Origin of the sequence: Lysinibacillus sphaericus, assembly GCF_001629735.1 — a bacterium.
Lineage (GTDB): Bacteria > Bacillota > Bacilli > Bacillales_A > Planococcaceae > Lysinibacillus > Lysinibacillus pinottii.
Window position 1 is genome coordinate 3,891,020 of record NZ_CP015224.1, and the last position, 18,582, is coordinate 3,909,601.

At 39.2% G+C, this 18,582-nt stretch carries 17 protein-coding genes and 2 rRNA genes; 18 read left to right on the forward strand and 1 reads right to left on the reverse strand.

Translation table 11 applies throughout. The annotated features are described in order from the left end of the window. Positions 1 to 193: 193 nt before the first annotated feature. From A2J09_RS19130 to rsmI, 13 genes are all read left to right on the forward strand, one after another. A 23S ribosomal RNA gene (locus A2J09_RS19130) occupies positions 194 to 3,121 on the forward strand. 186 nt (positions 3,122 to 3,307) lie between these two features. Then, positions 3,308 to 3,423: ribosomal RNA gene (rrf, locus tag A2J09_RS19135) — 5S ribosomal RNA — on the forward strand. Positions 3,424 to 3,534: 111 nt separating this feature from the next. Further along, the gene (locus A2J09_RS19140; protein WP_012291858.1) at positions 3,535 to 3,975 is read left to right on the forward strand and encodes an SRPBCC family protein; all 441 of its coding nucleotides are present in this window, start codon (positions 3,535 to 3,537) and stop codon (positions 3,973 to 3,975) included. A gap of 185 nt (positions 3,976 to 4,160) precedes the next feature. After that, positions 4,161 to 5,594: an aminotransferase class I/II-fold pyridoxal phosphate-dependent enzyme gene (locus A2J09_RS19145; protein WP_012291859.1), complete on the forward strand. Its 1,434-nt coding sequence runs from the start codon at positions 4,161 to 4,163 to the stop codon at positions 5,592 to 5,594. Between the two features lie 18 nt (positions 5,595 to 5,612). Continuing rightward, positions 5,613 to 6,242, forward strand: a complete 630-nt coding sequence (tmk, locus tag A2J09_RS19150) for a dTMP kinase (RefSeq protein ID WP_031416090.1) — start codon at positions 5,613 to 5,615, stop codon at positions 6,240 to 6,242. 162 nt (positions 6,243 to 6,404) lie between these two features. Continuing rightward, entirely contained in the window at positions 6,405 to 6,734 is a 330-nt protein-coding gene (locus tag A2J09_RS19155; protein WP_004229230.1) for a cyclic di-AMP receptor DarA, read from the forward strand. Positions 6,735 to 6,865: 131 nt separating this feature from the next. Next, positions 6,866 to 7,306, forward strand: coding sequence for a YaaR family protein (locus A2J09_RS19160; protein ID WP_025116337.1), 441 nt, complete (start codon positions 6,866 to 6,868; stop codon positions 7,304 to 7,306). A 296-nt stretch (positions 7,307 to 7,602) separates the two neighbouring features. Further along, positions 7,603 to 8,607 carry a DNA polymerase III subunit delta' gene (gene holB / locus A2J09_RS19165; RefSeq protein WP_012291863.1) on the forward strand — a complete coding sequence of 335 codons (1,005 nt, stop codon included), beginning with the start codon at positions 7,603 to 7,605 and terminating at the stop codon, positions 8,605 to 8,607. Next, positions 8,600 to 9,415 (forward strand): PSP1 domain-containing protein, encoded by an 816-nt coding sequence (locus A2J09_RS19170; protein WP_012291864.1) that lies wholly within the window; start codon positions 8,600 to 8,602, stop codon positions 9,413 to 9,415. The genes holB and A2J09_RS19170 overlap by 8 nt, the downstream gene beginning before the upstream one ends. 27 nt (positions 9,416 to 9,442) lie before the next feature. Further along, positions 9,443 to 9,799, forward strand: coding sequence for a DNA replication initiation control protein YabA (gene yabA, locus A2J09_RS19175; protein WP_025116340.1), 357 nt, complete (start codon positions 9,443 to 9,445; stop codon positions 9,797 to 9,799). Positions 9,800 to 9,862: 63 nt separating this feature from the next. Next, the gene (locus A2J09_RS19180; protein WP_012291866.1) at positions 9,863 to 10,612 is read left to right on the forward strand and encodes a tRNA1(Val) (adenine(37)-N6)-methyltransferase; all 750 of its coding nucleotides are present in this window, start codon (positions 9,863 to 9,865) and stop codon (positions 10,610 to 10,612) included. Further along, positions 10,596 to 10,859, forward strand: coding sequence for a GIY-YIG nuclease family protein (locus A2J09_RS19185; RefSeq protein ID WP_031416093.1), 264 nt, complete (start codon positions 10,596 to 10,598; stop codon positions 10,857 to 10,859). Before A2J09_RS19180 ends, A2J09_RS19185 begins: the two co-directional genes overlap by 17 nt. Then, the gene (gene rsmI, locus A2J09_RS19190; protein ID WP_012291868.1) at positions 10,856 to 11,731 is read left to right on the forward strand and encodes a 16S rRNA (cytidine(1402)-2'-O)-methyltransferase; all 876 of its coding nucleotides are present in this window, start codon (positions 10,856 to 10,858) and stop codon (positions 11,729 to 11,731) included. The genes A2J09_RS19185 and rsmI overlap by 4 nt, the downstream gene beginning before the upstream one ends. Positions 11,732 to 11,917: 186 nt before the next feature. On the opposite strand, the gene A2J09_RS19195 is transcribed toward rsmI, so the two are convergent. Beyond that, the gene (locus A2J09_RS19195; protein WP_004229214.1) at positions 11,918 to 12,196 is read right to left on the reverse strand and encodes a transition state genes transcriptional regulator AbrB; all 279 of its coding nucleotides are present in this window, start codon (positions 12,194 to 12,196) and stop codon (positions 11,918 to 11,920) included. A 334-nt stretch (positions 12,197 to 12,530) separates the two neighbouring features. Between A2J09_RS19195 and metG the strand changes: the two genes are divergently transcribed. The 5 genes from metG to rsmA all read left to right on the forward strand — a co-directional run bounded on the left by metG (position 12,531) and on the right by rsmA (position 18,528). Next, complete coding sequence (gene metG, locus A2J09_RS19200; RefSeq protein ID WP_012291870.1) at positions 12,531 to 14,522, forward strand: methionine--tRNA ligase; 1,992 nt, start codon at positions 12,531 to 12,533, stop codon at positions 14,520 to 14,522. 253 nt (positions 14,523 to 14,775) lie between these two features. Continuing rightward, positions 14,776 to 15,546, forward strand: a complete 771-nt coding sequence (locus A2J09_RS19205) for a TatD family hydrolase (RefSeq protein ID WP_036160348.1) — start codon at positions 14,776 to 14,778, stop codon at positions 15,544 to 15,546. A 135-nt stretch (positions 15,547 to 15,681) separates the two neighbouring features. Beyond that, entirely contained in the window at positions 15,682 to 16,893 is a 1,212-nt protein-coding gene (locus A2J09_RS19210) for a resuscitation-promoting factor (protein ID WP_031416099.1), read from the forward strand. Between the two features lie 194 nt (positions 16,894 to 17,087). Continuing rightward, complete coding sequence (gene rnmV, locus A2J09_RS19215) at positions 17,088 to 17,654, forward strand: ribonuclease M5 (protein ID WP_012291873.1); 567 nt, start codon at positions 17,088 to 17,090, stop codon at positions 17,652 to 17,654. Then, the gene (rsmA, locus tag A2J09_RS19220) at positions 17,647 to 18,528 is read left to right on the forward strand and encodes a 16S rRNA (adenine(1518)-N(6)/adenine(1519)-N(6))-dimethyltransferase RsmA (RefSeq protein WP_012291874.1); all 882 of its coding nucleotides are present in this window, start codon (positions 17,647 to 17,649) and stop codon (positions 18,526 to 18,528) included. Before rnmV ends, rsmA begins: the two co-directional genes overlap by 8 nt. The last annotated feature ends 54 nt before the right edge of the window (positions 18,529 to 18,582 follow it).

Consider the following 18,582-nt stretch of genomic DNA (forward strand, 5'->3'; position numbering starts at 1 on the left):
ATAAAACGACATTGAAATTGTAACAAACACATTTATTTTTTTAAGTTTTTTTATAGGCTTAATAACATGATAAGGTTTTCAGACACGAGCAGTTCTAGGAAGCAATCGAGTAAATGAAGGAGCGTACTTCAGTACGTGACTGATTGAACGAGTGAGGCTGACAACGAAATGTGATGTGTATGGAAAGCTGATAGGTTAAGTTATTAAGGGCGCACGGCGAATGCCTTGGCACTAGGAGCCGAAGAAGGACGGCACTAACACCGATATGCTTCGGGGAGCTGTAAGTGAGCTTTGATCCGGAGATTTCCGAATGGGGGAACCCACTACGTTTAATCGCGTAGTATCTTGACGTGAATACATAGCGTCTTGAAGGCAGACCCAGGGAACTGAAACATCTAAGTACCTGGAGGAAGAGAAAGAAAAATCGATTCCCTGAGTAGCGGCGAGCGAAACGGGAAGAGCCCAAACCAAGAGGCTTGCCTCTTGGGGTTGTAGGACACTCAATACGGAGTTACAAAAGAGCGAGTTAGATGAAGCGACTTGGAAAGGTCCGCCAGAGCAGGTAAAAGCCCTGTAGTCGAAAGTTCGTTCTCTCCTGAGTGGATCCTGAGTACGGCGGAACACGTGAAATTCCGTCGGAATCCGGGAGGACCATCTCCCAAGGCTAAATACTACCTAGTGACCGATAGTGAACCAGTACCGTGAGGGAAAGGTGAAAAGCACCCCGGAAGGGGAGTGAAAGAGATCCTGAAACCGTGTGCCTACAAGTAGTTAGAGCCCGTTAATGGGTGATAGCGTGCCTTTTGTAGAATGAACCGGCGAGTTACGATTACGTGCGAGGTTAAGCTTTAGAAGGCGGAGCCGCAGCGAAAGCGAGTCTGAATAGGGCGAAATAGTACGTGGTCGTAGACCCGAAACCAGGTGATCTACCCATGTCCAGGGTGAAGGTAAGGTAACACTTACTGGAGGCCCGAACCCACGCACGTTGAAAAGTGCGGGGATGAGGTGTGGGTAGCGGAGAAATTCCAATCGAACTTGGAGATAGCTGGTTCTCTCCGAAATAGCTTTAGGGCTAGCCTCGTGATGAGAATACTGGAGGTAGAGCACTGTTTGGACTAGGGGGCCATCCCGGTTTACCGAATTCAGACAAACTCCGAATGCCAGATATTTATACACGGGAGTCAGACTGCGAGTGATAAGATCCGTAGTCAAAAGGGAAACAGCCCAGACCACCAGCTAAGGTCCCAAAGTAATCGTTAAGTGGAAAAGGATGTGGCGTTGCACAGACAACCAGGATGTTGGCTTAGAAGCAGCCATCATTTAAAGAGTGCGTAATAGCTCACTGGTCGAGTGACGCTGCGCCGAAAATGTATCGGGGCTAAACGATTCACCGAAGCTGTGGATTGACATCTACGATGTCAGTGGTAGGAGAGCGTTCTAAGTGCGTTGAAGTCAGATCGGAAGGACTGGTGGAGCGCTTAGAAGTGAGAATGCCGGTATGAGTAGCGAAAGACGGGTGAGAATCCCGTCCACCGTATGACTAAGGTTTCCTGAGGAAGGCTCGTCCGCTCAGGGTTAGTCGGGACCTAAGCCGAGGCCGATAGGCGTAGGCGATGGACAACAGGTTGATATTCCTGTACCACCTCCTCACCGTTTGAGAAATGGGGGGACGCAGTAGGATAGGGTAAGCGCGCTGTTGGTTATGCGCGTCCAAGCAGTAAGGCGTGTGTGTAGGCAAATCCGCACACTGTAACGTTGAGCTGTGATGGCGAGTCCGTATGGACGAAGTTCCTGATTTCACACTGCCAAGAAAAGCCTCTATCGAGGTGAGAGGTGCCCGTACCGCAAACCGACACAGGTAGTCGAGGAGAGAATCCTAAGGTGTGCGAGAGAACTCTCGTTAAGGAACTCGGCAAAATGACCCCGTAACTTCGGGAGAAGGGGTGCTCTTGAGCGTGCAAGCGCATGAGAGCCGCAGTGAATAGGCCCAGGCGACTGTTTAGCAAAAACACAGGTCTCTGCAAAACCGTAAGGTGACGTATAGGGGCTGACGCCTGCCCGGTGCTGGAAGGTTAAGAGGAGTGGTTAGCGCAAGCGAAGCTGCGAATTGAAGCCCCAGTAAACGGCGGCCGTAACTATAACGGTCCTAAGGTAGCGAAATTCCTTGTCGGGTAAGTTCCGACCCGCACGAAAGGCGTAACGATCTGGGCACTGTCTCAACGAGAGACTCGGTGAAATTATAGTACCTGTGAAGATGCAGGTTACCCGCGACAGGACGGAAAGACCCCGTGGAGCTTTACTGTAGCCTGATATTGAATTTTGGTACAACTTGTACAGGATAGGTAGGAGCCAGAGATCTCGGAGCGCCAGCTTCGAAGGAGGCGTCGGTGGGATACTACCCTGGTTGTATTGAAATTCTAACCCATGCCCCTTAGCGGGGCAGGAGACAGTGTCAGGCGGACAGTTTGACTGGGGCGGTCGCCTCCTAAAAGGTAACGGAGGCGCCCAAAGGTTCCCTCAGAATGGTTGGAAATCATTCGTAGAGTGTAAAGGCACAAGGGAGCTTGACTGCGAGACCTACAAGTCGAGCAGGGTCGAAAGACGGGCTTAGTGATCCGGTGGTTCCGCATGGAAGGGCCATCGCTCAACGGATAAAAGCTACCCCGGGGATAACAGGCTTATCTCCCCCAAGAGTCCACATCGACGGGGAGGTTTGGCACCTCGATGTCGGCTCATCGCATCCTGGGGCTGTAGTCGGTCCCAAGGGTTGGGCTGTTCGCCCATTAAAGCGGTACGCGAGCTGGGTTCAGAACGTCGTGAGACAGTTCGGTCCCTATCCGTCGTGGGCGTAGGAAATTTGAGAGGAGCTGTCCTTAGTACGAGAGGACCGGGATGGACACACCGCTGGTGTACCAGTTGTCTTGCCAAAGGCATCGCTGGGTAGCTATGTGTGGACGGGATAAGTGCTGAAAGCATCTAAGCATGAAGCCCCCCTCAAGATGAGATTTCCCATTACGCAAGTAAGTAAGATCCCTCAAAGACGATGAGGTAGATAGGTTCGAGGTGGAAGTGTGGTGACACATGGAGCTGACGAATACTAATCGATCGAGGACTTAACCAAAAAGTTTGAAGCATTCAATGAACCGTTTATCCAGTTTTGAAAGAATAATTTCTTTTATAAAGGGTTTCAAGATACGAGTAGTTCGAGGAAGCAATGGAGAGAGGGAAGGAGCGTACTCAAGTACGTGACTGACTGAACGACAGAAGCTGACGAAGAAATGCGATGTATATTGAAAGCCGAACATAGTCTAGTGATGATGGCAAAGAGGTCACACCCGTTCCCATACCGAACACGGAAGTTAAGCTCTTTAGCGCCGATGGTAGTTGGGGGCTTCCCCCTGTGAGAGTAGGACGTCGCTAGGCAATTGTAACCGCTGAGATATATCTCGGCGGTTTTTATTTTTGTCTGTCTTTGTAAGCATAAAAAATGGTAAGATTAAATGGTAAAGATTGGACAAGGGGGGATGAAATAAAGTGGCAACAGGACTATATACTAGTGAAGCAATTAATATACAGAGGGAAAAGTTAGAGAGCTTTATTCAAAATAGAGAAAAGTGGGCTGTTTTAATACCAGGTTATTTGCATCATGAATTGCTAAATGAAAATAATATGATTTGGGTCTTTCAAGGTGACTTCGGCATCATTCAAAAAGCTGTGAAAGTTGAACTTCAAATGAAATCTTTAGAGCCGCATCAAGTCTTATTTGATTTAGTTGGCTTATCAGATCCGATAAATGGTGATGGCTTATTTGAAATTAAACAGCATCAAGATGAATCTCTCCAACTTACAGGTAGCTTAACAATGAAGGCCAGTGGTTTTTTATCGGGAATGATGAATCCGGTATTAGAAAAATTTGTTCCACAATTGGTGGAGCAACTCGTTCGACAAATGGCCGTGACGGTAGCAAAAGAATAAAAGTTTCATTTATAAAGGGTGGAGAGCCGATTATTGCAGAAGGGGCGATGGTCGGTTTTTTTAATAGTAAGGCATTATATTGAAAAATTATAATTTTACCTGTAAATATAGAGCATCTTGCTGAGAGATGACTTTTTTATCGCGTTATAATCTCGTATAATTAGGTGAGAATATAACGAAAATGGGTGTTTGTTTTGCAAAAGAAAAAGCCGATTATAGAGGGATTAGAACGTTTTCGACAACAACAAAATATTTCTTTTCATGTCCCAGGCCATAAGCATGGCGAACTGTCTCACCTTCCACAAGCATTTAAGGATGTTATGCGTTATGATGTAACAGAATTATCGGGGCTGGATGATTTGCATTATCCTGAGGAAATGATCTTAGAAGCAGAACATTTATTAGCTGATACATACGGAGCGATGAAAAGTTTCTTTTTGGTTGGTGGTTCTACTGTTGGAAATTTAGCAATGATTTATGCTACTTGTCAAAAAGGTGATACTATTATTGTTCAAAGGAATGCGCATAAATCTATTTTTCATGCCATCGAACTTGTTGGAGCCAAGCCTATTTTCGTGTCACCAATATGGGATGAACGAACATTAACGGCAACACATGTTACTTTTCTAGATTTAAAGGAAGCTGTAGAAAATTATTCAGAGGCGAAAGCAGTTGTATTAACATATCCTACTTATTATGGGGTAACCTCTAATGAGATACAGCAACAAATTACTTATTGCCATGAAAAGGGGATCCCTGTATTGGTGGATGAAGCACACGGCGCTCACTTTCAGGCATGTTCCTTATTTCAACCGTCTGCTTTGTCCCTTGGGGCTGATGTTGTCGTACAATCAGCGCACAAAACACTACCTGCAATGACGATGGCTTCCTTTATGCACGTGAGATCGGAGTTAATTGGCGCTGACAAAATCCATCACTATTTACGTATGCTACAATCTAGTAGCCCATCTTATGTGCTATTAGCGTCTCTAGATGATGCTCGCTATTATGTACAGACATATATGGAGAGTGATGGTGCATATATAATAGAAAAAAGGAATCAATGGATTGAAGCTCTACGATCGATAAGCTCTTTGGATGTAATTGAGGTAGATGATCCTCTCAAATTACTTTTACGTGTCAAAGGTTATAGTGGCTTTCAATTACAAGAGGCACTAGAGGCAAAGCAAGTCTATGGGGAGCTTGCTGATAGGAATCAAGTTTTATTCATATTACCATTACTCAAGCAAGGACATACCTATCCATTTGCTGAAATAAGAGTGCGAATAAAGGAAGCCGTAACATTGCTATTAGAAGCAGCAAAGACAGATAACATCAAGGCTTCTCAAACAGCTTATAAGTTTGTACAACTGACAGAGCCTGTTTATACTTTCGATGAGATGGCATCTTTAAATAAAGAATGGTTACCATATATGCGAACTATAGGACGAATATCAGCAAGTATGATTATTCCTTATCCACCTGGCATTCCATTGCTAGTACCAGGTGAAAGAATAACAGTAGCAAAATTAAGTCAATTAGAAGAACTGCTAGCAGCAGGTGCAACATTTCAAGGTAATCACCGTTTAACAGAAAAAATGATTCAGGTCATTAAATAGTTGGAGGCAATTAACAGCATGAATAGCAATTTATTTATAACATTTGAAGGTCCAGAGGGAGCAGGGAAAACAACAGTCATTCAAAAGATAGCAGAGCGGTTAGCCGAAAAAAATATTGATGTTCTAGCTACAAGAGAGCCTGGTGGAATTGAAATTGCAGAAAAAATAAGAACCATTATTTTAAATCCTGCGCATACAGCAATGGATGAAAGAACAGAAGCGTTGTTATATGCTGCAGCAAGAAGCCAGCATTATTTTGAAAAGGTTCGACCTGCTTTAGATGCTGGGAAATTGGTGATATGTGATCGTTTTATCGATTCCTCTTTAGCTTATCAAGGTTATGCAAGAGGGATAGGTATTGATGAGGTGCTTTCTATTAATGAATTTGCTATCGGTAAGAAATTACCTGATATGACGATATTATTCGATATTGCACCAGAAGTAGGTTTAGCTCGTATTTATGCAACGGGTAATCGCGAAGTAAATCGTTTAGATGTTGAAAGTTTACCATTTCATCAAAAGGTGCATGAAGGATATTTACTACTCGTTGAGCGTTACCCAGAACGTATACGTATGGTGAATGCTGACCAAGATATTGATAGTGTTGTGGAAGAAGTATGGTCATTATTATTGAAAGCAATACAGTAAATGCATGAAGTTGTCTATAACAATGTGATATAATGATACTATCCATTATTTTATTTTCAGTTGGATTATTAATAGTGGAAGTATTAAAAGTTTATACATGCTAAAGTTTAGGAATAATATTGAAACCTATTTAGGTTAATTTTATAAAAGGGGTGAGTGCGAATGAAGTTAGTCGTAGCTGTAGTGCAAGATCAGGATAGCAGCCGCTTATCGAATGCTTTAACGAAAAATCAGTTTCGCGCAACTAAATTAGCGAGCACAGGAGGATTTTTACGTTCAGGAAATACGACGTTTCTTATAGGAACTGAAGACTCTCTCATACCCAAACTTTTAGATATTATTCGGGATAATTGTCGTGCTCGGGAGCAGATGGTTGCGCCAGTTTCTCCATTAGGAGGAAATGCTGATTCCTATATTCCTTACCCTGTGGAGGTTGAGGTAGGAGGAGCCACTGTCTTTGTTTTACCAATCGAGCAATTCCATCATTTTTAAAAAAAGGGCCTCCTTATAAATATTAGGGTTCACTGTTTAAAAGACAGAATCATGATTAGGATTTAACCAATTGTTATCCTAAGACAATCATGCAGAGGAGAATAGATAAAGATCGTGGGGGCGAAACAAGTTTGAAAATTAATCAAGATATACGCGTCGGGTTAAATACAAATCGCAAAGAGCCACTACAAAATAATAATCAAAATAACCGATTTGGAGATATGGTCGTCAAGCAAGGTACTAAGCTGCAAACTGAACAATTAACAAGATTGTTAGGAGATATATCTACTGCAGGTGACCGAGTTGCGAGATCCCGTAATTTACGAGAACTAGCTAGGTTTAAAATGCTAGTAAAACGATTTCTACAAGAGACAGTAGAACATGGTATGGAGTTAAAGCAATCGCATACTTGGAATCGTTTCGGTGAAGGAAGACGTTTAAAAATCATTGATACTATTGATACGCGTCTTGTCGAACTTGCACAGGATATTTTAGACGAAGAAAAAGAAGCGATTGACCTCCTTGATAAAATCGGTGAGATTAAAGGCTTACTAATTAACTTATATATGTAAAACCCGTGTCTCATTCTCCTATAGGCGCGGGCTTTTTTCGAATTTTACCTTCATTGAGTAGTAAACCCATGATCAATTAAATACCAAACAGGAGTTTAAATACCAATCATTCATTTTTGAGTCAAGAATATCTGCTAATTAAGAATGCGGTGTTTATCTGCCCAAATATGAGGAGACTTTGGCAATTTTACGCAAAAAGCAATCGCCAATAATGAACTACTGCAATGTTTCTATAGAAAGTTAGAAGTGGGAACAGTCCCACCCTTATAATAGAAACAGGAAGGAATTTTAAATATATGGCCAAGAATGTTGAAGAGCTATTCGTGCTACAACCAGTCGTAATGAAGCAACTTCAAACGATTTTTGACAAAAATAGATTAGCACATGCGTACATTTTCGATGGAGAAAAAGGGACAGGCAAAGCAGATATTATGCACTTTTTTGTCAAACTAATGCTGTGTGAGCACCCAAATGAAAATGTTCCATGTGAAACATGTCGAAATTGCAGACGTGTTGATTCGGGAAATCATCCTAATATTCATCAAATTTATCCAGAGGGTCAATTTATTAAGATTGACCAGATGCGAGAATTAATTGGTGAAATGAAAATGATGGGTGTAGAAGAGGGGCGCAAAATTTACGTTCTTCATCATGCAGATCGTCTCAATACTGCCTCTGCCAATATGATACTTAAATTTTTAGAGGAGCCGGATGGAGAGGTTACTGCTATTTTAATTACAGAGCAAATGCAATCCATACTACCAACAATTCGCTCTCGTTGCCAACACATAAAATTCCAAAAAATGCCCCGTCATGTTTTATTACAGCATTTACAGGGAAATAATATTTCGCACTCAATGGCTTCAACTGTAAGTATGATGACGAACGAGCTCGAAATGGCAATCTCTTTAGCAAGTGATGAGCAGTTTGCACTCGCTCGAAAAACAGTGTTAAAATTAGTAGAAGCTATTCGGCAAAATGTACATGAGGCTATGCTTATTGTACACGAGGAGTGGTTACCACACTTTAAAGAAAAAAGCGAAATGGAGCAAGCATTGGATTTACTACTATTTGCTTACCGTGATATAGTGTCAATAAAAGCTAATCCCGAGGCAGCTTGTACTTATCCAGACATGTTACCACTATTCAAAGAAATCGCGTTATATTCCACTTATGAGCAATTGTCTAAGCAAATGGAATCTATTTTACAGGCGCGTGCCTCTTTACAGCGTAACATGAATAGGACGTTATTGATGGAGCAGTTAATGCTAAATCTGCAGGAGGGATATACATTTGTATAATGTAGTAGGAGTCCGCTTTAAAAAAGCGGGTAAAATATATTATTTTGATCCAGCATCATTTCTATTAGAAGATAGTCAATATGTTATTGTTGAGACAGCACGAGGCGTTGAATATGGTAAAGTGGTTGTCCCTCAAAAAGTAGTAGGTGATAATGATGTTGTATTACCACTTAAACAAGTACTTCGACCAGCTGATGATCGTGATCGTATCCAAGTAGAAGAAAATGCGGCTGAGTCAAAACGAGCATTTGAACTTGCAAGTACTAAAATTATAGAACATAATCTAGAAATGAAGCTTGTAGATGTTGAGTATACATTTGATCGTAATAAAATCATTTTTTATTTTACAGCTGAAGGACGAGTTGACTTCAGGGATCTTGTAAAAGATTTAGCTTCGGTATTTAGAACACGTATAGAACTTCGCCAGATCGGTGTTCGTGATGAAGCAAAGTTATTAGGGGGCATTGGGCCTTGTGGTCGTATGCTATGTTGCTCCACATTTTTAGGAGATTTTGAGCCAGTTTCTATAAAAATGGCTAAAGATCAAAACTTATCTTTAAATCCTTCAAAAATATCAGGACTTTGCGGACGTTTAATGTGTTGTTTAAAGTATGAGAATGATGAGTATGAAGAGGCAAAAGAGGGTATGCCAGATTTAGGTGAAGTAGCTATGACACCAGATGGCCGCGGTAAAGTTGTAGGTTTAAATGTGCTGGAAAGACTTGTTCAAGTATATTTACAAGAGCAGGAGCGCACAGTTGAGTATACACTAGAAGAACTGCTAGCATGCGAAAAAAATCTTATATAAGATAGAGAATTTAACGAGGTGGCTTGGGTGAAGGACCGTAATTTCTTAGATACCGTTATGGAGTTCGAACAACAGCTCGAAGCAATGCAGGAGCAATTTGGTGCATTGAAACAATTTGTAGCGTTAATGATGGAAGAGCATAAGGCACTTGAAACAGAAAATCATCATCTTCGCACACGTCTAGAAGAACTACTTTCTAATACACACTCCGTACAAGCTGCTGAAGTAAAGAAAGAGAGTCCGCTAGATATAGGTGAAGGTTATGATAACCTAGCTCGTCTATACCAGGAAGGTTTCCATGTTTGTCATGTTCATTTTGGAAGCTCCCGTAAAGGTGAAGATTGTCTGTTTTGTCTATCATTTTTAAATAAACAAAATGTATAATAGAAGGCTGATTCCCACCGAGGTGGTATCAGTCTTTTCTTTTGTAGCATAGGAGGAATTAGCATGGAAAAATGGCTAAAAGATGATGAACGTCTAGACTATTTGTTGGCTGAGAATTTACGTATTATTCAAAGTCCATCTGTCTTTTCATTCTCATTGGATGCAGTATTACTTTCAAAGTTTGTCAATATTCCTTATCATAAAGGAAATATTGTGGATTTATGTTCGGGAAATGGCGTAATCCCTCTCTTTTTAAGTGTACGAACGAAAGGTCAAATAACAGGAGTTGAGCTTCAGCCACGTCTGTTGGATATGGCAGAGAGAAGTATTCGCTATAATCAATTAGAGAATCAAATTCAAATGATTCTTGGAGATGTGAAAGAAATTCCGAAACAACTGGGCATTGAAAAATACGATGTCGTTACGTGCAATCCCCCTTATTTTTTAGCACATGAAGCAAGTGATAAAAATCTTAGTGAACATCATGCCATTGCGCGACATGAACTCTATTTAACATTAGAAGAGGCGATTCAATCAGCAAGTAAATTATTAAAGCAAGGTGGTAAGGCAGCATTTGTGCATCGACCAGGTCGATTATTAGATATAGTCACTGCCATGCGTGCAAATCGTTTAGAGCCAAAAAGAATGCAGCTTATTTATCCGAAAGAAGGAAAAGAGGCGAATACATTATTAATAGAAGGAATAAAGGATGGAAAGCCTGATTTGAAAATATTACCACCATTGTATGTCTATAAAAACAATAATGAATACACAGCAGAAGTGAGAGAGATTCTTTATGGAAAAGAGCAATAATCACTATTTTTATGTGCTAGAATGTGCGGATCAATCGTTGTACGCAGGCTATACAAATAATGTAGAAAAGCGTGTAGCTGTACATAATGCTGGTAAAGGGGCAAAATATACAAGAGCTAGAGGGCCAGTAAAGTGTATTTATAAGGAAGAGTATGAAACGAAAGAAGAGGCAATGCGCGCCGAATATGCTTTTAAGCAACTTACAAGAACACAAAAAATAATGTATATAAGGAGGGGTGAATCGTGAAATCACAAAAAAGTACAATACACGATCAGACAGGATGTTTATATCTTGTAGGGACACCTATTGGAAATTTAGAGGATATTAGTGTGCGAGCGCTCCGTATTCTAAAAGAAGTGGATATTATTGCAGCCGAAGATACTAGAAATACCAGAAAATTATGCAACTACTTTGAAATCGAAACACCTTTAATGAGCTATCATGAACATAATCTAGCAGTAGGTGGGGAAAAATTATTAACTTTCCTACAGGAAGGGAAGACCATTGCATTAGTGAGTGATGCAGGTTTGCCTTGTATTTCTGATCCTGGTGCAGATATAGTTGAAAAAGCAATTGCTCAAAACTTTCCGGTTGTGCCTATACCAGGTCCAAATGCAGCAATAACAGCATTAATTGCTTCTGGATTAACGCCACAGCCATTTTTCTTTTATGGATTTTTGAATCGTGGAAAAAAAGAACGTCGCCAGCAATTAGAACTGTTAAAAAAACGACAAGAAACGATTTTGTTATATGAAGCACCTCATCGAATAAAGGAAACATTAAAAGATATGGAAGCTATTCTCGGAAATCGTCGTATTGTTTTAGCGCGAGAGCTGACTAAGAAATTCGAGGAATTTTTGCGTGGTACTCTAGCAGAAGCTGTAGAATGGTCGCAAGCAGAAGAAATACGTGGGGAATTTTGTATTGTCATTGAGGGGAATCAGCAAGTAGAAGAGGAAGATTCTGAAGAGGCTTATTGGCATACACTGTCTATTATCGAACACGTGGATTATATCATTGAACAAACGGATGTAAGTTCTAAAGAAGCCATTAAAGAAGTAGCCAAACAACGGCAACTTGCGAAGCGAGATGTCTATAACGAATATCATAAACAATGACGATCAAGAGTTACCTTTGGGTAGCTCTTGATTTTTTAATTTGATAACAAATGTAAATAATAGTAATCTTAAAGATAAAGGTCAGATATGGACATTATAAGGGGGTCAGAATTTGGGTATAGTAAATAATATATACGTTTACATTAAAAACACCTAAATCACTGTATTGATTTAGGTGTGTAAACATTATTTTTTTAAGTTTGATTGAATTTCTTTTACTAACATTTCTGCGCCTTCTGGACTTAAAATTAATTTGCCTCCAACTAGACGGAAGTTATCATCAGAAACTTCACCAGTAACAGCACATGTCATATTAGGCATATATTTTTTTAAGATGATTTTATCATCATCCACATAGATTTCTAAAGCATCCTTTTCAGCAATACCTAGTGTACGACGTAATTCGATAGGTATAACTACACGTCCTAACTCATCGACTTTACGTACAATTCCTGTTGATTTCATAATAGTTTTCCTCCTAATTTATATAAGTTATATTGGCATTTCGTCAAATTTCGACATTATTTCTTTGTCTGATAGTTATCATACCAAGTAATGCCATAAACGTCAATTAATTAATGCACTAATATTATGGTTTTAAAAAAAATTTTTTGAGAAGAATGCTGTTATTTCTGTTTTTTTAAAAGGTTTTTAATAAATATTTTTGATTATAGTAAAAAAGGTTCTTATTTAAGTCAGTAAATGGATTAAATATATTATTCGACAATTTTCGCGAATGATAAACTTTCATTGAAACGAATTTCGTACTTCGTTAGAATAGAAAGTATATTGTAAAACAATGGAGGCAGTTCTTGTGAGTGAACAAAAGAAAACATTCTATATAACAACACCCATTTACTATCCAAGTGGGAAGTTTCATATTGGTACGGCATATACAACGGTTGCATCAGATGCGATAGCACGCTATAAACGTTTACGTGGCTATGATGTTCGTTTTTTGACAGGGATGGACGAGCATGGACAAAAAATTCAAGAAAAGGCAGCAGAAGCTGGCAAGCATCCTCAAGATTATGTCAATGAAATTGCAGAGTCTGCGAAAAAGCTTTGGGCGTTAATGGATATTACTTACGATGATTTTATACAAACAACGCAAGAACGACATACAAAAGCTGTCGAAAAGATATTCCAAAAGTTTTTAGATAATGGTGATATTTATAAAGGTGAATATGAAGGCTGGTATTGTACACCATGTGAGTCATTCTTTACAGAGACTCAATTAGTAGATGGGAATTGTCCAGACTGTGGTCGACCTGTTCACAAAGTAAAAGAGGAATCGTACTTCTTTAATATGAAGAAATACGCTGATCGTTTATTAGCTTATTATGAAGAAAACCTTGAATTTATTGAACCAGAGTCTCGAAAAAATGAAATGATCAATAACTTTATTAAACCAGGATTAGAAGATTTATCAGTATCGAGAACATCCTTTGACTGGGGCATCAAAGTACCTGGGGATGCTAAACATGTTATCTATGTATGGGTAGACGCATTAACGAATTATATTACATCTCTAGGGTATCTTTCAGATGATGAAACATTGTTCAATAAATATTGGCCAGCAGATGTGCATGTAGTAGGAAAAGATATCGTTCGCTTCCATACGATTTATTGGCCAATTTTCTTAATGGCTTTAGATTTACCATTACCGAAAAAGGTTTTTGCACATGGTTTTATTATGATGAAAGACGGGAAAATGTCTAAATCTAAAGGTAATGTCATTTATCCAGAAATGTTAATTGAGCGTTATGGTCTTGATGCGACACGATATTTCCTTTTACGTGAATTACCTTTCGGTTCTGATGGTGTATTCTCACCAGAATCATTTATTGAACGAACAAATTTTGATCTTGCAAATGATTTAGGAAATTTATTAAACCGTACTATTTCAATGATTAACAAATATTTTGATGGAATTATTCCTTCAGAGAATCTTCAATCGACAGAATTTGATGCTGCATTAAAAGAGCAGGCTGAGTCAGTACGTATTAAATATGAAGAAAGTATGGAAAAAATGCAATTTAGTGTGGTATTAGCAGACCTATGGACATTAGTATCACGTACGAATAAATATATAGATGAAACACAACCATGGGTATTAGCAAAAGAAGAGGCGGATAAACCAAAATTAGGTACAGTAATGCGAAATTTGGCAGAGAGTTTACACCAAATTGCTGTCATGTTACAACCATTTATGACAACAACGCCTAAACGTATGATGGAACAGCTTGGTTTAGATGACAAATTCTTAGCATGGGATACAATTGAAACATTCGGCAATACTATTCCAGCAAACATTAAAGTGGTAGAAAAAGGGATACCTATTTTCCCTCGCTTGGAAAGCGAAGTTGAAATTGCTTATATTCGTGAAGAAATGCGTGGTTCAGTAAAAACCTCACAAGAAGAAGAAGTTAATAGTGGGACAAAGAGTGATGAGAATCCAGAAATTCCTGAAATTACTATTGACGATTTCATGAAAATTGATTTGCGTGTTGCGACTGTAACTGCATGTGAAACGGTCCCAAAAGCTGATAAATTATTAAAGCTTCAGGTGGATCTAGGATATGAGCAACGTCAAGTAGTTTCAGGCATTGCGAAATTTTATTCCCCAGATGAATTAATTGGTCAAAAAGTGATTGTGGTAGCAAATTTAAAGCCAGTTAAATTACGTGGTGAATTATCACAAGGTATGATCCTAGCTGGTGAAAAAGATGGGATTTTGAAATTAGCATCTGTAGATTCAAAACTTGAAAATGGTGCAAAAGTAAAGTAACAAACGAAGAATGGCCTGCTGAATAGATATTATTCAGCAGGCTTTTCAAATCGGTCAGTTGAATTCGCCTTATTGTTATTTCAAAATAATTTATTAGCTGTAAAAATAATGGTTTTTTAGGCATATAGAACCAATGCGAGCTTTGTCGATTAAGTGGAATGTCACAATCCCGAATGGTTTGTAACAAATTTGTAATGCTTACGAAAAATATGAAATAATAAATTTTAATAAAATCATTGTTAGGAGAATGAAGATGTTTATTGATACACATGTACATTTAAACGCAGATCAATACGAGGAAGACCTTCAAGAGGTAATCAATAGAGCCCTAGAAGCTAAAGTAGAAAAAATGGTGGTTATAGGTTTTGATCGTAAAACCATTGAAAGAACTATGGAGCTGATAGAGCAATTTGATTTTATTTACGGTGTTATTGGTTGGCATCCAGTAGACGCCATTGATTGCACTCAGGAAGATTTAGAGTGGATTGAGGAATTAGCAGCACATCCAAAAATAGTCGGTATTGGTGAAACTGGTTTGGACTACTATTGGGATAAATCACCAAAGGATGTTCAACAGGTAATTTTCCGCAAACAAATACAGTTAGCGCAAAAGATAAATTTACCAATTATTATTCATAATAGGGATGCAACAGGGGATGTTGTAAAAATTTTACGTGAAGAAAATGCAGCATCTGTAGGAGGTGTGATGCACTGCTTTAGTGGGAGTGTAGAAACAGCACGGGAATGTATTGCTATGAATTTTATGATTAGTCTTGGGGGTCCCGTGACATTCAAAAATGCACGATTGCCAAAAGAAGTGGCTACGGAGATTCCTCTTGAGCACTTGATGATTGAAACAGATGCCCCTTATTTAGCGCCACATCCTTATCGTGGAAAGCGCAATGAACCCGCTTTTGTGCCTTTAGTGGCAGAAGAAATTGCACGTTTGAAAGGGTTGACTATCGAGGAAATTGCACAAGCAACTACCGACAATGCGAAAATTTTTTTTGGGATTGACAGTTAACTAGCTAAGATGCCTCCAATACAGGGTTTCTGGTTGGCAAAGACGAAGAAGTCAATTTTCAGAGAAATACTTTCGGGTTGACAGTGCCAAAACTAGTCCGTATAATCCAACCTTGTATTAAGGAGGCGTTTTTTCATGTCAAATAATTCCATGAAAAACTTGTTCTTAGGATCATTGAGGAGTAAGCAAACAGTGATAAGAATTATTTCACTTGTCCTGTTTGTATCTGTAATCTCTTTCGTGCTTTACCAAGGTACGAAAAAAGCCGTAAAGCTTGAAGCAAATGGAGAAACAATCGAAGTATCCACACATGCCAAAACTGTAGAACAATTATTACAAGATCAAAATATAGATGTAGCAGAGCATGACAAAATATCACCCTCTCTGAACACCAAAATTGTTAATGGCTTAGCAATTCAATGGGAACAGGCAAAAGAAGTAACAATTTCAGTTGATGGAAATCAGTCAAAAGTATGGACAACTGAAACACTAGTGAAAGACATTTTGAAGGAAGCGAATATTGAAGTATCTAAACATGACACTTTAGCACAAGGTCTAGATACTGAACTAGGCGCAGAAAACAAAATCGATATTCAAAGAGCGTTTCAATTAACGCTTGTCGATGGCGTAAACAAAAGACAAGTATGGTCCACTTCGACTACGGTCGCTAACTTTTTAAAACAACAAGGAATTCAGTTAAATGAATTCGATCGTGTCGAAAATAACCTGGAGGACGTTATTACTCCGGCGAGTAAAATCACAGTAGTTCGCGTAGAAAAGGTTATCGATGTAGTGGAAGACTCTTTAGATTTCGCAGTTGAAAAGAAGCGAGATGCTTCATTGCAAAAGGGGAAAGAAAAGGTAGTGGCAACAGGCGAGAAAGGTTCGGTTTCTCGTACGTATGAGGTTGTCAAAGAAAATGGGAAGGTTGTAGCGAAAAATCTACAATCTGAGGCAGTTTTAAAAGAGCCAAAAAAACAAGTAGTTGCAGTTGGAACTAAAACTGTAGTTGCAAGCGCGGCAACTGTATCACGTGGTTCTGCAGAGCCTGCAAGCGGTAAGGAGTTCTATGTAACGGCAACAGCCTATACACCATATTGCAACGGTTGCTCTGGTACATCAGCAACTGGTATAAACTTACGTTCAAATTCTAACTTGAAGGTGGTAGCAGTTGACCCTTCTGTTATTAAGCTAGGCTCAAAAGTTTGGGTTGAAGGGTATGGGACAGCTATTGCTGGAGATACTGGTGGTGCAATTAAGGGTAATAAGATCGATATACTTGTACAAACAGATGCCCAAGCACGTAACTGGGGACGTAAAAAAGTGCGTATTAAAGTATTAAATTAAAAAAATTGTAAAATAAATCAAAATGTTTTTCACTAAGGGCTTTCCTGTTTTGACTGGCGGGGAAGCTTCTTTTTTTATTTTTAGTGCCCAAGCAGTGGTATAAGTATAGGTACGTGTAAGTCTTGTATTCCTGTACAAACTGTATCATGCAGTTGTAAAATGGTCAGAAGATAAGGTAGAAAAGAGGAGCCTTTTTGCAAATAAAAGAAATTATTGTGGTTGAAGGAAAAGATGATACGACAGCTATTAAGCGAGCTGTACAAGCAGATACTATCGAAACAAACGGTTCTGCTATATCTGAAGAGACGCTGAAACGGATCCAGCATGCGCAGGAAAAGCGTGGAGTTATTGTATTTACTGATCCTGATTATCCAGGACGTCGAATACGTGCCATTATTGAGGAGCGTGTTAAAGGGGTCAAGCACGCATTTTTACCGAAAGCAAAAACGATTGCTAAGAATGGCAAAGGATTAGGAATTGAGCACGCTGCAGATGACGATATTCGTGAAGCGCTACGTCTTGTCTATACCCCTCATCTTGAGGAACCAAACGAAGATGATATAACACTAGAGGATTTAATGACAGCCCGTTTAATTGGACATCCCCAGTCAAAGCATAGGCGTGATCGTCTCGGTGAATTATTGAATATAGGTGCTACAAATGGTAAGCAGCTCCATAAAAGATTAAAAATGTTTCAAATTACAGAAAAGCAATTTGGTGCCGCAGTCGCACAGCTAGATCAGGAGGAAAATGATGCATAAGGATATTGCAACACCAATTCGAACGCAGGAAATTTTAAAAAAATACGGATTCTCGTTTAAAAAAAGCTTAGGACAGAACTTTTTAATTGATCCAAACATATTAAGAAATATAGTTAGTCATGCCAAACTAACAGAGAATAGTGGGGCAATTGAAGTTGGTCCAGGTATTGGGGCATTAACTGAGCATTTAGCGAGAAGTGCTAAAAAGGTCGTTTCCTTTGAAATTGATCAACGACTATTACCAGTATTAGAGGATACACTAAGTCCATACAATAATGTGTCTATTGTCCACTCTGACATATTAAAGGCTGATGTTGCTAAAGTGATTGCAGAGGAAATGCCAGGAATTGAAGATATTATGGTTGTGGCCAATTTACCGTATTACGTAACTACACCAATCCTAATGAAATTATTGAATGATCGATTACCAATCCGTGGTTTCGTTGTCATGATGCAAAAAGAAGTGGCAGATCGTATAACGGCTAAACCAGGAACGAAGGAATATGGATCATTATCAATTGCGATTCAATATTACGTGAAGGCAGACATTGCTATGACAGTCCCTAAAACGGTTTTCATGCCACAGCCTAACGTCGACTCTGCTGTAATCCGCCTTATCAAGCACGATGAACCGCCAGTAAAGGTAATTAATGAGGATTTTCTATTTGTCGTGACGCGTGCCTCTTTCGTACAGCGTAGAAAAACGATTTATAATAACCTACAAGCTGGTTTACCGAATGGTAAAACCCAAAAGGACTTCATTCTAGAAGCCTTAGCTGCTGCTAATATAGAACCAACACGTCGTGGTGAAACTTTAACAATTCAAGAGTTTGGAAAATTAGCAGATGCGCTTTATCCCGTATTTGCAAAGTGAAAAATTTTGTTAACATTTTTTCTAAGATGTAAAAAAATATATATTTTTTATAAA